Origin of the sequence: Peribacillus sp. YIM B13481 (assembly GCF_042787985.1) — a bacterium.
Classification (GTDB): domain Bacteria; phylum Bacillota; class Bacilli; order Bacillales; family DSM-1321; genus Peribacillus; species Peribacillus simplex_A.
Window position 1 is genome coordinate 1 of sequence record NZ_JBHZPE010000079.1, and the last position, 13164, is coordinate 13164.

The 13164-nt window shown below is 39.4% G+C and carries 16 protein-coding genes, 2 pseudogenes and 1 riboswitch; of the genes and pseudogenes, 15 read left to right on the forward strand and 3 right to left on the reverse strand.

The window, feature by feature from the left end:
* Window positions 1-251: 251 nt before the first annotated feature.
* The 8 genes and pseudogenes from ACFX4X_RS23840 (at window position 252) to ACFX4X_RS23875 (ending at window position 6598) form a co-directional block, all read left to right on the forward strand.
* Window positions 252-1241 carry a zinc-dependent alcohol dehydrogenase family protein gene (locus ACFX4X_RS23840; protein WP_284469736.1) on the forward strand — a complete coding sequence of 330 codons (990 nt, stop codon included), beginning with the start codon at window positions 252-254 and terminating at the stop codon, window positions 1239-1241.
* A 234-nt stretch (window positions 1242-1475) separates the two neighbouring features.
* Window positions 1476-2786, forward strand: a complete 1311-nt coding sequence (locus ACFX4X_RS23845) for an amidohydrolase family protein (RefSeq protein ID WP_377387091.1) — start codon at window positions 1476-1478, stop codon at window positions 2784-2786.
* Window positions 2787-2972: 186 nt separating this feature from the next.
* Entirely contained in the window at window positions 2973-3218 is a 246-nt protein-coding gene (locus ACFX4X_RS23850; protein WP_377387094.1) for a hypothetical protein, read from the forward strand.
* 36 nt (window positions 3219-3254) lie between these two features.
* Window positions 3255-3623, forward strand: coding sequence for a nuclear transport factor 2 family protein (locus ACFX4X_RS23855; protein WP_377387097.1), 369 nt, complete (start codon window positions 3255-3257; stop codon window positions 3621-3623).
* A gap of 96 nt (window positions 3624-3719) precedes the next feature.
* A complete protein-coding gene (locus ACFX4X_RS23860; RefSeq protein ID WP_377387100.1) occupies window positions 3720-4187 on the forward strand; it encodes a GNAT family N-acetyltransferase in 468 nt (155 codons plus the stop codon).
* A 140-nt stretch (window positions 4188-4327) separates the two neighbouring features.
* A riboswitch (SAM riboswitch) is annotated at window positions 4328-4439 on the forward strand.
* A 547-nt stretch (window positions 4440-4986) separates the two neighbouring features.
* Window positions 4987-5838, forward strand: a pseudogene (locus tag ACFX4X_RS23865) (methionine ABC transporter ATP-binding protein); the annotation flags it as partial.
* A 282-nt stretch (window positions 5839-6120) separates the two neighbouring features.
* Entirely contained in the window at window positions 6121-6336 is a 216-nt protein-coding gene (locus ACFX4X_RS23870) for a Fur-regulated basic protein FbpA (protein WP_377387103.1), read from the forward strand.
* A gap of 67 nt (window positions 6337-6403) precedes the next feature.
* Window positions 6404-6598: a hypothetical protein gene (locus tag ACFX4X_RS23875; protein WP_089363010.1), complete on the forward strand. Its 195-nt coding sequence runs from the start codon at window positions 6404-6406 to the stop codon at window positions 6596-6598.
* 22 nt (window positions 6599-6620) lie between these two features.
* Here ACFX4X_RS23875 and ACFX4X_RS23880 read toward each other — a convergent pair whose 3' ends face one another.
* Window positions 6621-7214 (reverse strand): dienelactone hydrolase family protein, encoded by a 594-nt coding sequence (locus ACFX4X_RS23880; RefSeq protein WP_377387106.1) that lies wholly within the window; start codon window positions 7212-7214, stop codon window positions 6621-6623.
* A 287-nt stretch (window positions 7215-7501) separates the two neighbouring features.
* Here ACFX4X_RS23880 and ACFX4X_RS23885 point away from each other — a divergent pair, with 287 nt between their 5' ends.
* The 3 genes from ACFX4X_RS23885 to ACFX4X_RS23895 are packed head-to-tail and all read left to right on the forward strand — an operon-like array spanning window position 7502 to window position 9721.
* Window positions 7502-8044, forward strand: coding sequence for a sigma-70 family RNA polymerase sigma factor (locus tag ACFX4X_RS23885; RefSeq protein ID WP_377387109.1), 543 nt, complete (start codon window positions 7502-7504; stop codon window positions 8042-8044).
* Entirely contained in the window at window positions 8034-8450 is a 417-nt protein-coding gene (locus ACFX4X_RS23890) for a PadR family transcriptional regulator (protein WP_377387112.1), read from the forward strand. The genes ACFX4X_RS23885 and ACFX4X_RS23890 overlap by 11 nt, the downstream gene beginning before the upstream one ends.
* Complete coding sequence (locus ACFX4X_RS23895) at window positions 8447-9721, forward strand: FtsW/RodA/SpoVE family cell cycle protein (protein WP_377387114.1); 1275 nt, start codon at window positions 8447-8449, stop codon at window positions 9719-9721. The genes ACFX4X_RS23890 and ACFX4X_RS23895 overlap by 4 nt, the downstream gene beginning before the upstream one ends.
* 86 nt (window positions 9722-9807) lie before the next feature.
* Here ACFX4X_RS23895 and ACFX4X_RS23900 read toward each other — a convergent pair.
* Window positions 9808-10016, reverse strand: a pseudogene (locus tag ACFX4X_RS23900) (GntR family transcriptional regulator); the annotation flags it as partial.
* 193 nt (window positions 10017-10209) lie between these two features.
* Here ACFX4X_RS23900 and ACFX4X_RS23905 point away from each other — a divergent pair.
* The 3 genes from ACFX4X_RS23905 (at window position 10210) to ACFX4X_RS23915 (ending at window position 11848) form a co-directional block, all read left to right on the forward strand.
* Entirely contained in the window at window positions 10210-10824 is a 615-nt protein-coding gene (locus ACFX4X_RS23905; protein WP_377387117.1) for an undecaprenyl-diphosphatase, read from the forward strand.
* A gap of 139 nt (window positions 10825-10963) precedes the next feature.
* Window positions 10964-11389, forward strand: coding sequence for a 3-hydroxyacyl-ACP dehydratase FabZ (gene fabZ / locus ACFX4X_RS23910; protein WP_061464803.1), 426 nt, complete (start codon window positions 10964-10966; stop codon window positions 11387-11389).
* 39 nt (window positions 11390-11428) lie between these two features.
* A complete protein-coding gene (locus ACFX4X_RS23915) occupies window positions 11429-11848 on the forward strand; it encodes an NUDIX hydrolase (RefSeq protein WP_377387120.1) in 420 nt (139 codons plus the stop codon).
* A 152-nt stretch (window positions 11849-12000) separates the two neighbouring features.
* Here the strand turns inward: ACFX4X_RS23915 and ACFX4X_RS23920 are convergent, their stop codons facing one another.
* Window positions 12001-12582, reverse strand: a complete 582-nt coding sequence (locus ACFX4X_RS23920) for an LOG family protein (protein WP_061464801.1) — start codon at window positions 12580-12582, stop codon at window positions 12001-12003.
* A gap of 97 nt (window positions 12583-12679) precedes the next feature.
* Here ACFX4X_RS23920 and ACFX4X_RS23925 point away from each other — a divergent pair, with 97 nt between their 5' ends.
* The gene (locus tag ACFX4X_RS23925; protein ID WP_377387122.1) at window positions 12680-13000 is read left to right on the forward strand and encodes a MazG nucleotide pyrophosphohydrolase domain-containing protein; all 321 of its coding nucleotides are present in this window, start codon (window positions 12680-12682) and stop codon (window positions 12998-13000) included.
* Window positions 13001-13164 lie beyond the last annotated feature (164 nt).

Genomic DNA, 13164 nt, shown 5'->3' on the forward strand with positions numbered 1-13164 from the left:
TTTATTTTTGGGTAAAGAGCAGGTTTTCGTGCTAGATGGTGGCGGCGAGAATCGCCGCCATAGAAGTTTCTTATGGAACGAAAGGGGCAGATCAATTGAAGATGAAAAAACAGAAGAAAAGTGAAAAGCTCTTTACGTTTTTAAGATTTGCTGTTTAAAAGGTGAGTAACAACTCTTGGAAAAATACAGGATAGGCTGGTTCTGTATAAATGATAAAATAGTTAGAACTATATTAAAGGAGACTTACTATTTTGGAAGCTAAATGTGCTAAATTTTATGAGTTTGGGCATCCACAAAAAGTTATAAAAGTGGAAAATAAATTCATTCAAATGCCTGTGGACGGGGAAGTCCTTGTACGGATGACTGCACGTCCTATCAATCCATCTGACTTGCTGCCCATTCGGGGCGCATATTCCCACCGAATTCCCTTGCCTTCCATTCCTGGTTATGAAGGCGTCGGCATAGTGGAAGCGGTGGGTCCTTCGGTTTCGCAAGAGCTGATTGGCAAGCGTGTTCTGCCTTTGCGCGGTGAAGGTACCTGGCAGGATTATGTTAAAACATCTGCGGATTTGGCAATCGTCATTCCTGATTCCATTGAGGACCATATAGCAGCGCAATTATATATAAATCCGATAACCGCTTGGTTAACAATCACAGAAGTATTGGCATTGAAACCTGATGATGTATTACTCGTGAATGCTTGCGGATCTTCCATTGGCCGCATCTTCACCCAGTTATCCAAGATTCTTGGATTTAAGCTGATTGCTGTAACCAGAAACAATACCTATACGGAAGAACTGCTTAAACTTGGTGCTGCATATGTAATCGATACGTCTGAATCATCATTGCATGATACCGTGATGGAGTTGACGAATGGACGCGGAGCGAACGCGGCCATAGATTCGGTGGGAGGTACAGATGGTTCCGAGTTAGCCTTTTGTGTTCGGCCTGAAGGCATCTTATTAACGATTGGTCTTTTATCAGGAAAGTCTGTAAATTGGGCGGAAATTTCACAAAGGACAAAAATAAATGTTAAAATGTTTCATCTACGGCATTGGAACCAACAGGCATCCGTTCAGACTTGGCAAGAAACGTTTAACCTTTTGATGGGATTCATTAACGATAAAAGATTGAGTTTCATGGTGCCGGATTCTTACTACGGCCTTGGGGATGTACAAGAAGCCATTCGTGTCATGGAAACCCCTATGAGCAATAGGGGGAAGATTTTTTTAAGCAACTGATTTTGAGTTCTTCATCAATTCGTTAAATTTGCAATGGGGATCATCGATGTGGTTTGCTGATAAAATGAAACAAGATTATTCCGTTCACTCTTCCAATAGGTTCCTAAGGTAAATGGAAATGCTCCCTGATAATATGGAATTACTTGATTATCTGTAAGAGGCTAGTTTAGAATGCGGAATAGTAACATGACATGTTGTTCAATGATACGAAAAGACTTTGGAGGAAATAATTACATGAAAACGATATATATGAATGGTACCTTTTTTACGATGGACAAGGAAAATCAAATCTTTGAAAAAGGCATGATGATTGTACAAGATCAAATCATATCCTACATCGGCCAGCATTCTGAAGAACAATTGGCAGATGCCGATCAAGTGGTCGACCTTGGCGGAAAATGGATTATGCCAGGTCTAGTGAATGCCCATTCGCATATTGTGATGACCCTTTTACGCGGAATCGGGGACGATATGCTGCTGAAGCCATGGCTTGAAACGAAAATATGGCCGATTGAAAGCCAGTTTACAACGGAAATCGCCTCTGTAAGTTCTCAGCTTGGCATTATGGAAATGCTGAAATCAGGAACAACGACATTTTCGGATATGTTTAATCCTAATGGAATAGATGCAGGTGCTGTCATGGAGACGATAGGCCAAACAGGAATGCGCGGAGCCTTTTCCTACACGATTTTCAGCTTAGGTACGGAAAAAGAACAAAAAGCGAACCTCATGGGGGCTGAGCAGTTTTCAAAAAACTATAAGACGTTTGCCGATGGCCGCCTGACTACCATGGTCGCGCCACACAGCCCTTATGCTTGTACACCTGAAGCGATTATGGAAAGTGCACGGATTGCAAAAGAGAATGATTTGATGGTGCACATTCACGTTTCGGAAACGGACTTTGAAATCCTTGACATCGAAAAGCGTTTTGGATTCCGTCCTGTCGAGCACCTTCGCCGCTTAGGTCTTTTTGATCAGCCTACAGTGATGGCCCATGGTGTCGTACTCAATGATGAAGAGCGGGCGATACTAAAACAGCATGATGTTCGGGTTGCTCATAATCCAATCAGTAATCTGAAGCTGGGATCGGGAATTGCTGATATCGTCAGCCTTCTTGATGCAGGCATTAAAGTTGGGGTTGCAACAGATGGTGTTGCTTCCAACAACAACTTCGATATGTTCGAGGAAATGAGGACGGCGGCATTATTGCAAAAAGGCATCTATAAGGATGCCACTAAATTCCCTGCTCAAACGGCATTGGCCATGGCCACGAGAATGGGTGCCGAAGCAATCGGCATGGGTCATACGGGATCATTGGAAGCTGGTAAAAAAGCAGATTTCATCACCATTTACCCTTATAACAAAGAGCATCTGCAGCCGCTGAGTGAAGCGTATTCGCATTTGCTTTATGCCGCACGCGGAAATGATGTATCTGATGTATACATTGACGGCAAGATGATTGTGAAAAATGGCGAATGCTTAACGATCGATGAAGAAAAAGTGATTGCCGAAACGAATCGTCTGCAGGGCACACTATCACGATAACCATGATGAATGAACAAACGTATGCACGAAAGAAGGAGCTCGCCATTTGCAGCTCCCAGGCTGTCGACAAAGTCGACAGCTGTTTTTTATATACACTCTGGGAGCTGCCATGTGCAGCTCCTTTTTTATAGACTCTGTGGAATAAATAGTTCTTAACACTTAGAGATCCGTGGTGAGTCCAGTTTCTTGGAAATAGAGAAGCAAAGTAATCCTGTTAAAAATAACAAGAGAAATATAGGTATGGCAAAGATGGTTAAAAAAGAAAAAATGAAAAAAATACTGCTGACCGCAAATATAAGCCAGCTGATAATTAACAATGAACTGGATAAAAAATCTTTGATAGCATCGATCATTAATTTCACCACCATCTGGGATATATTGTTAGTATGTATTATATATGATTTAACAATTAGCTTGGGAAGTAGTTCATAGTTCATGCACATATAAGTGTAAAAGGGGATGGAATGAATGGAAAACGAATGGTCTTCGTTAAAAGCGCACGTGCAGCAGCTGGAGGAGAAATTATTAAAATCTGAAATCCGTACATCTCCAGAAGAGCTTTCATCATTATTGAAAGATGATTTCTTTGAGTTCGGCAGTTCGGGTCGAATATGGACTAAAAGTGATTGTATCAGAGAAGAAGGAATAGGTGAGGTGACCATGATCTTAAGCAATTTTGACATGCACCAATTGTCCGAAGATACCGTATTAACGACATATCGAATTTTTGATGAAGGTAAAGAGGAGCATACCTTAAGAAGTTCAATCTGGAAATATGCGAATGGCAGATGGCAAATGTTTTTTCATCAAGGAACGAAAACGAAAGGGCCTCTTTAAGCCTTTTAATTATGAAAAATATCATAAAAGATCGTAAGTAAAATGAGCTTTTTCTACTTTAAAACTATTCCAATAAAATGGTAGGGGTGGATGAATTTGATCTTTCGTACCATTGATATCGACAAAGATAAAGATATTATCATTAAATTCAGGAAAGATTCCTATGTTGTAAGTTTTGGATCTGAAGATGGTTTTGGAGATGAAAATACATATCTGCAACGAATGAAAGAACGGGTCCGCAAATTTCCGGATGGACATATGATCATTGAAAAGGACCAAGAACCAATTGGACAAATGGAACTTCAAATTCGGGAGTATGAAGGGACTGAAATCGGCTATGTGAATCTATTTTATCTTATTCCCGAATACCGCAGTAAAGGCCTTGGAAAGGAATTGGTACGCTACGCAGAAAACTTTTTCAGGCAATTTAATGTATCCGAATATCATTTAAGGGTCTCTTCGGATAATCAAAGGGCAATTCGTTTATATTCAAATTCAGGCATGATGAAGATAAGGGAAGAAAATGAAAAATACCCTGTCTGGAGAATGAGCAAATCATTATAAAGTAGAAATGAAATTATATTAATATAATTAAAAAAACGTCAATTGACTATACTGTGAAAATGTTTAGAGTGATGGAAAATATGGTTAACTTTAGGGGGATTAGAATATATAGTGAAGGACATAATTAAATATAACGTTAATTCTTATCAAGAGATGTGGAGGGACTTGGCCCTATGATACCTCGGCAGCGGTTTTTTACTTTTGTAAAAATACTGTGCTAATTCCAACGGACGAAAGTTTGAAAGATAAGAAGGAGCTTTTCTTAGATAATTAATTTAAGAGTTTACTCTTTTTTATGTCTAAATAGGCCTCTTCTGTCTGATGACGGAAGTGGCCTCTTTTGTTTATTCAGAATGTATATGGTTATTTGGAGAATTGGTGCATTTACTCGTGAGTTTCGATCATTAATCATGAGTTGTGAGTATTTACTCGTGAGTTCGCGCACTTACTCGTGGGTTTCGCGCACTTACTCGTGGGTTTCGCGCACTTACTCGTGGGTTTCGCGCACTTACTCGTAAATTTCGCGCACTTACTCGTGAGTTTCGCGCATTTACTCGTGAATTTCGTGCATTTACTCGTGAGTTTCGCACACTTACTCGTGAATTTGGCGCACTTACTCGTGAGTTTCGCGCACTTACTCGTGAGTTTCGCGCATTTACTCGTGAGTTTCACGCATTTACTCGTGAATTTCGTGCATTTACTCGTGAGTTTCGAAAATTTAACCCGATCATTATGAAACTTTGCAAAGCTCTTCTCTGATAATGAATTTGTACAAATAAACAGCATGGGGGGAGATTGGATGATAGAGTTTCAAAATGTTAAAAAGGTTTATCAAACAAAGAAACAGACTGTCGAGGCTTTGAAGGGCATTAATTTGACAGTGGAAAAGGGGGATATATTCGGTGTAGTCGGTTATAGCGGAGCCGGGAAGAGTACATTGATCAGACTGGTCAATCTGCTGGAACACCCTTCAGATGGTCAGGTGATTGTTGGGGGCAAGGATTTAACCAAATTGAACCCAAAGGAATTACGGGCTGAAAAGAAAAAAATCGGGATGATCTTTTAGCATTTCAATTTGCTTAACTCAAAGACCGTTTTTGATAATATCGCCATGCCGCTGGTTTTATCGGGAACTCCGGGTAAAGAAATCAAAAAGCGGGTAGGCGAGCTGTTAGAGTTCGTTGGCTTATCAAGCAAGGCAAAGAGTTATCCGGAACAATTATCCGGCGGTCAAAAGCAGCGGATCGGAATTGCGAGGGCATTGGCTACCAATCCATCAATCTTATTGTGTGATGAAGCTACATCTGCATTGGATCCACAAACAACGAGTGCAGTACTGCAGCTCTTAAAAAAAATTAATAAAGAATACAATATTACCATTCTGCTAATCACTCATGAAATGTCTGTCATCAGGGAAATTTGCAATAAGGTAGCGGTCATGGAGGGCGGATGCGTCGTTGAACAAGGTTCAGTTTTCGAAGTTTTTGCGAAGCCGCAAACGGATATTGCAAAAAACTTCGTGAGAACGGTCATACATGACGAGATTCCACAAAGTTTCCTGAAAAGTATAGGGTCCCATATCCCGATTATTTGGAAAATTAATTTTATTGGGACTACTTCGGGTACTCCTTTTACGAAACAAACGGAAAAATAAAAAAGTGCTTACCCAAAAGCAGAATCAAAAAATATAAAATTCAAGAAAATCAAAACTTTTTGTTGACTACGGAGCACAGAGTTTGTAGTATAGGTAACAATAATACTTAGTAATTCAATAGGGATTATAGGTTAATTGACCGGAAAACCGGAGACTTTTCTTTAATGTAAAGAGATGTCACCGGTTTTTTTTGTGAATGAGCCAGCCGGCAAATTCCGATTGAACGATTCCAAGGCTATTCCAATCCGTAGTAGTTCATATAATAAAGGAGGATTTATTATGGGGATTTTATTACGTAATGCAATTGAGAAGAAAAGAGACTTCCTAATCAACAAGTTGATTAACGAGGGTGTCTATAAAAAGAATGACATACATCTATTTGAATTAACCTTAACCGATTTAGAGAAGGAATATATTAAAATACGTAAAATTGATGAGAAGGAATCCTATTCCGATGACAGTTCCCCCTGTCTGAAGATAAATCATTTCAGTTAACTTCAGAAAATGCGGGTGAGGCGGTTATTCCTCTAATACCATCAAATAATTAAAAGGAGAGGGTGAAATGAGGAAAGGTGTGGAAGAAAGACGGAAGGAATTAATCCATAAGCTTATGGTCCATCATGTAAATATGACTGTGGAAAAGCTTATGAAGTTATCCTTAAAAGAATTGGAAATAGAGTACAAAAAGGTTCAAACGGACTGTCATCCCCATAGTGATGCTGGTTCGATACATTGGATCAATACAAAACGATGTTAGGTTGAACGTTCAGTTCATGCATTTACTGTTCCAGAATAAATTTCATCATTTTGCTAAATGCTTTATGCGCTGATTCTACATGATATTTTGAACTGTAAGGGTCACTGAATCCATGTTTTCCGTTGAATTTATGCACTTCGATATTCTTTATTTCTAAAGCTGAAATTAACTCGTCCACATCAAACGATGGCTCGTCTTGCGGAAAGAATAGCAGTGCAGGGCATTGTGGCGTTAATTCTACATAATTCCTAATACGGGAACCGTAGTATCCAACTATTCCATCGACGCATTCTTCCTCACTGCACAGCCAAGCTACAGTTGCCCCTGCACTAAATCCAATGATGAATATTTTTTTGTATTCATCTTTAACATCCGATATTATATCCCTTATTTTATGTAAAGCTTCTTTAAAACCTACGTTCTCCATAAAATGACGATATGCAGCTTCCTCTTGGGAATAATCAAAAGGCGTTTCGCGACCTAACAAATTCGGACAGATGACATCAAAGTCCTGTTTTGATAATGCCTCACAAAAGCCCTGCATATGTTCGTTCAATCCATAAATTTCGTGAATGACCATGATTACAGTATCTGAATTGTTCTCTATGTGCAGCATTTTTTACCCCCTAATACGAATGCTTCCATTATACAAATTAATAACCTGTTAATATATCGTTTCTTCTTAATTTTATTAGTTATTTAGTAAAAAAGTTTGCCTTAAATGTAGTTTGATCTTTAGCTAACTCACTTGTTAGTTCAATGAATTCAACATTATCTAGGTGATAATACTGTGGATTGTGGTACCATATTTTTTGCTGTACTCCAAAGGGAGAAATTTTAAAAATAGAAAACCTTCTTATAAGTACAATCGTCTATGTATCTAGGAAGGAAGTGTGAACTGTTTTGGAGGAGTTTGTGTTGAAATGGTCTCAAACGAAAGATGAAGAATCATTACTTGATGAAATAATGTCCCTTTATGGCCAGGATATTCTGCAATTGGTCTATTCCTATGTAAAAGACACAGTTGTGGCAGAGGACCTTACACAGGAGATTTTCATCAAATGCTATAAGGCGCTGCCCGCGTATAATCAACAATCAAATATAAGGACTTGGCTTTGGAGAATTGCTATTAACCATTGTAAGGATTATTGGAAAAGCTGGTACTTTCGAAAGGTTTCGCCTGCGGAAGCGGAGCAGGAATGGACTTCTACCGATAATGTGGAAGAAGCGGTCATTCAGCAGGATGAAGATAGGCAGCTTGCTGATGCTGTCATGGAGCTGCCTGTCCAGTATCGCGAGGTTATTTATCTCCATTATTTTCAGGAAATGAAGCTCAAGGAGATTTCTGAAGTTACCGGGGTCAAACTTGGGACGGTGAAGACCCGGATGCGCCAGGCAAAAAGAAGGTTAAAAACCTATTGGGAGGAATCGACCGATGGAAGATAGATTAACACGCTTAAAATCGGCTATGAAAAAGCATACATTTCCTGAATTGAAATTCACGGAAAACCATAGAAGCTCCATCCATACTTCTATCGAAAAGCAGGATGCGAGCAAGGAAGACATCATGAGTGCCATTTTCAGATCCTTGGATAAGGAGAAAAGTGGTTATCAAATTAACGAATCTCTTTACCAGAAAGGCATCCGGAAGTTTGAAGATAACGAAGGCTCCTTGTATGCTACCCTGCATGAGCTTGAGCAGGAAGGCTGGCTTCAGTCTGTTTGGGAAACGGACGACAGGAAGCTCTATTCCTTGGATGAACATGCGAAAAAGTGGCTAAAGAAAAAGGAAGCTAAAAGTGGTTCCGCCTCTAGTTGGCGGACAGCGTTTGAAGGAGGAGGAACTGATTGAGAAGCGATCATTTTTTAGATGAAGTTACGTCATATATCCGATCAAAAGAAGCAAAAAAATATATAGAAGCTGAATTAAAAGCCCATCTGCATCAAGCTAAAACTGAACTGGTCAAAAAAGGATATACAGAGGATGAAGCAGAGGAACTGGCTGTCCGGAACATGGGAAGTCCCTCTGACATTGGGCAGAAGATGGACAAGCTGCACAGGCCGAAGATTGATTGGAAGCTAATGAGCATGTTTCTGTTCATGTCAGCTGCCGGCCTGTTTTTGTTTCGGTTCTTATTTAATGATGGTAATACATTTTCAGTGCTGAAGCAGGTATATTCTGTAGCAGGGAGTGTGATTTTGGTCTGTGGCCTTCTTTTTTTCGATTATCGGAAATTTCAGCGATGGGGCTGGGTTTTCTTTACGGTCGGATGTCTGATTCTTGTTCAGTTCCAATTTTCCAATGTATGGGTGAACGGCAGTCCTCGAATTAATATTATGGGTTTATTGTCGGTCGATTCGATTGTGGTTCTGCCACTTTTTCTGCTTGCCTGGGCCGGAATGCTGCAATCAAAAAAGATGAATGTTTATTTGGCTGCCATTTTATACGTTTGTTCTGCCTTTTTGTTTCTGTTTACAGTTAACTTGCAGGCGGCGGTGCTTTATTCATTGATGGTTGCTGTAATGGTCTGGAGGAGCAGCCTAAATAAAAGGAAAATCCTTATCACTGCAGCGGTCCTGCTTACTACATGTGTTTCACTTCTGCTTATATCCTTGAAAGATATAAGGCCCTATCAATTTGAAAGACTTTTTGCGTTCGTTACGCCTGAAAAATTCAGTGAGACATCGGGGTATATGTATTTGAAACTGGAAAAGCTAATTGAGGATGCCGGATGGTTTGGACATTTTGGTTCCCTCGGGAAGATTGATTTTTCAAATGAAATGATGACGGATTTTATCTTTGTAACAATTACCTATACGCTTGGCTGGGCCGGGGCCTTGCTCATTGGTCTGCTGTTTTTCTGGATGATCTGGAGAATTTCCCGTATATTCCAAACTGTGAAAGACCCATTTGGGAAAATGCTTGTTTCCGGCAGTCTTTCCCTTTTCACTGCACAGGTAACTATCAGCATCGGAATGTCTCTCGGCTTCTTACCAATAATAAGCGTATCCCTGCCATTTATGAGTTATGGGGCTTTATCAGCGATGATTAACGCCTGCTTGTTTGGTCTGATTTTAAGTGTGTATCACAAAAAAGATGTTTTACGGTTGAAGAAAATATGAGAGTACAGTCTTTTTTGAAGAAACTAGGAACGGATAAAGGGATGAAGCTTTGTTAGTTACAATAAATCTTGAGGAGAATATTATCAGGTAGAAAAGCCTACTCTTGCACTTAATAAACCATTTAATTCACATACTTTAAAAGCTTTCGCTACAGTACTTACATTGATATCAAAAAAACATCCAGTTCTCTTTGTGGCGGCAATTTCGTTTCCTGAAGTAATGAGCCCTTTATTATATCTGTTTCAAATTGTTTGGCTAACGTCATATATAGCGGTTTCAGTGCTCTATCGTATATTCAAAACAGGCTTCATCACTCAATGAAGTTAAGTAAAACCTTTAATTCCACCTTGAAATACAAGTTTCTTGATCTTCTAGTGCGACCACGTGACAATATTGTAAGACGGCAGCTTAAACTGTTAGGGAAATCGATGGAGATTTACCCCCTTTCTCTTTTAATATGAAAGAAAAAGAGGAAAGGAGGGTATGAAATGAGTTTTTTTGAACTGAATATCCATGTATTTAGAATGATAAATGACTTAGGGAAACAATACACTTATTTAAATCCTTCTGCCATTTTCATTGCCGAGTACATGGTATTTTTTTTGGCTTTAGGAGTCATCGTAATTTGGTTCACTCGAAATGAACAGAGTAGAATGATGGTTGTTTGTGGGATGATTACATTTGTAATGGCTGAAGTGATGGGGAAAATGGCAGGGGGATTACATTCGAATAATCAACCATTCGCTGAGTTGGCAAATGTTAATAAGTTAATTGAAAAAGCAGTGGATAATTCATTTCCAAGCGATCATACCATTTTGTTTTTCTCGTTTTGTGTATCCTTTTGGTTTTTCAAAAGAGGATGGTGGTTGTTATGGATCATGCTGGCTTTCCTTGTTGGCATTTCCCGTATTTGGGTAGGTGTCCACTTTCCGGCGGATGTGCTGGCAGGAGCTATTATAAGTACCATTTCAGGCTTGATGGTTTACCTTGTTGTTCCGAAAATAAGCTTGATTCATAAATTTTTAGGTGGTTATGAGAGGTATGAACAATTAGTTCTATCCCCGTTAACTAAATCGAAGGAAAAAAAATCAAAGGATTTGTAAGAGAAATCAACAAACAGGGTTGCTCAGGCAGCCTTTTTTTGTTGAACGAAGTGCAGTGTGATAAATACAAAAATATCCATATGATGATACTGATGGTAAAATAAAGTGAAAACAATTCATCGCAATGGGGGACTTACTATTGATTGATATACAAAAGATCAAAGATATTATCATGCATCGCTATCCATTTCTTTTAGTTGATAGGGTTTTGGAATTGGAAGAAGGAAAGAGAGCGGTGGCCATTAAAAATGTAACAGCAAATGAAGAGTTTTTTAATGGGCATTTTCCAAATCACCCAGTGATGCCAGGTGTATTGATCGTTGAGGCTTTAGCACAAGTAAGTGCTGTTATTATGCTTACAAAAGAAGAAAATCAAGGGCGTATGGGGCTATTGGCTGGGATCGATAATTGTCGCTTTAAAAGGCAAGTAAGACCAGGAGACCAATTACGTTTAGAAGTGGAGATTACTCGCTTAAAAGGTCCTATCGGCAAAGGAAAAGGAAGGGCTACTGTTGATGGAGAAACTGTATGCGAGACAGAGCTCATATTTGCTTTTGGCGATTGATCTCTCAATAGGGTTCATATCAACAACGGGGGAATCAAAGTGATACCGATAAGAAAAGCCTACGGGTATGTGACAAGAATCATTAATGGAAGAACACAGGTATTGGTTTTTCAACATCCCATTAGTGAAGCGGGTATACAAATACCCAAAGGTACAGTGGAGCCTCATGAAGATACATATCAAGCAGTGGTTAGGGAAATGAAAGAAGAAACAGGTCTTGAGAATTTTAATGTGGAGGATTTAATTGCAGAAGATTTTTGGGAGGACGCTGATGGTACCATACATAACAGATTTTTTTATAAGATATGTGCATCGAATGTTCCTGATGAATGGGACTATCAGCCAACAGGCGGGGGGGATGAAGAGGGGCTGACATTCCATTACTTCTGGATTTCTTCTGAACATGAAGTTCAACTTATTAAGGGGCATGGTGATTATTTAAACCTGGTTTTTACCTAATCAAGCAGTGAAAGTGCTGTGACGATCACATGCAGCGAAAAGGGCGGCGCTTCAAGAAACAGTGAATATGAGGCGTGAAAGTAAATATTAGGTTTGAAGCTGGTCAGAAAAGCCAAGGTCACTATTGACCTTGGCCTGTTGCTTTTGAACGATCAGGTCTGTTTTTCGGTGATGAAGGTTTTTACGGTTGGCGGTTCATATGTATTGAATTGATCAAGGAGTCCATTTGGTTCAACATCTACCAGCGCCATGGAACGGAATTTTTCATGAAGGAACTTTTCGTCGGACATATGATTGAATAAAGCAACCAAAGGATCATAATAATGATTAATATTTAAGAGTCCGCAAGGTTTTTGATGAAGTCCAAGCTGAGCCCAAGTGAAGATCTCAAAGAATTCTTCTAATGTTCCTGGTCCGCCTGGCAAAGCCATAAACCCATCTGCAAGCTCAGCCATTTTTGCTTTTCTTTCATGCATGGATTCCACGACAATCAGTTCGGTCAGGCTCTTATGGGCTATTTCTTTTTTTTCTAGAAAATCTGGCATGACTCCAATTACATTTCCGCCTGCTTCCAAAACGGAATCTGCAACTGCACCCATGATTCCTACACTTGAGCCCCCATAAACAAGGGTAATATTACGTTTTGCCAGTTCCGCACCCAGGTTTTTAGCTTCTTCTACATAGATAGCAGATGCACCAATGCTTGATCCACAAAATACAGCTAGACTTTTCAAAATATCACATCTCCCATTTAGTAATCTTCCTTTCTTATCATACAAAATTCAGGGGGATTTGTTAAACTTGAATCATCTGAATGAAAGGTGGATGAATATGAACGTCACTGAATTTCAACAATGGGTAAAAGATTATTATGAAGCACGAGGATGGTCAGAATTGGACATCTTCATTCGCATTGGCTTTTTGGCAGAAGAAACTGGCGAGGTTGCACGCGCCATTCGCTCCCTTGAGATTGGCAGGGATAGACCTGATGAAGTATGCGGTACGTTTGAAGAGAATAAACAGGAGTTAACAGAAGAATTGGGAGATGTACTAGGTAACTTGATTGTGATTGCGAATAAGTACGATATCCCATTGGAAGAAGTGTTTAATGCACATAAAAAGAAACTATCTGAACGCTATTATCATGCGTAAGCTCTTTTCATTTAATGGGTAAACATGAAGTTTAACTTAAAAGGGCATGAGCCTTACTTTAGCTAACAAGTAAAAGAGCTGTGACGATGAACTGCACCCCAATTGTTAGACACCATCTAACAATTGGAGGTGCAGTTTTTTTGACTAAATATACGATAGACGAA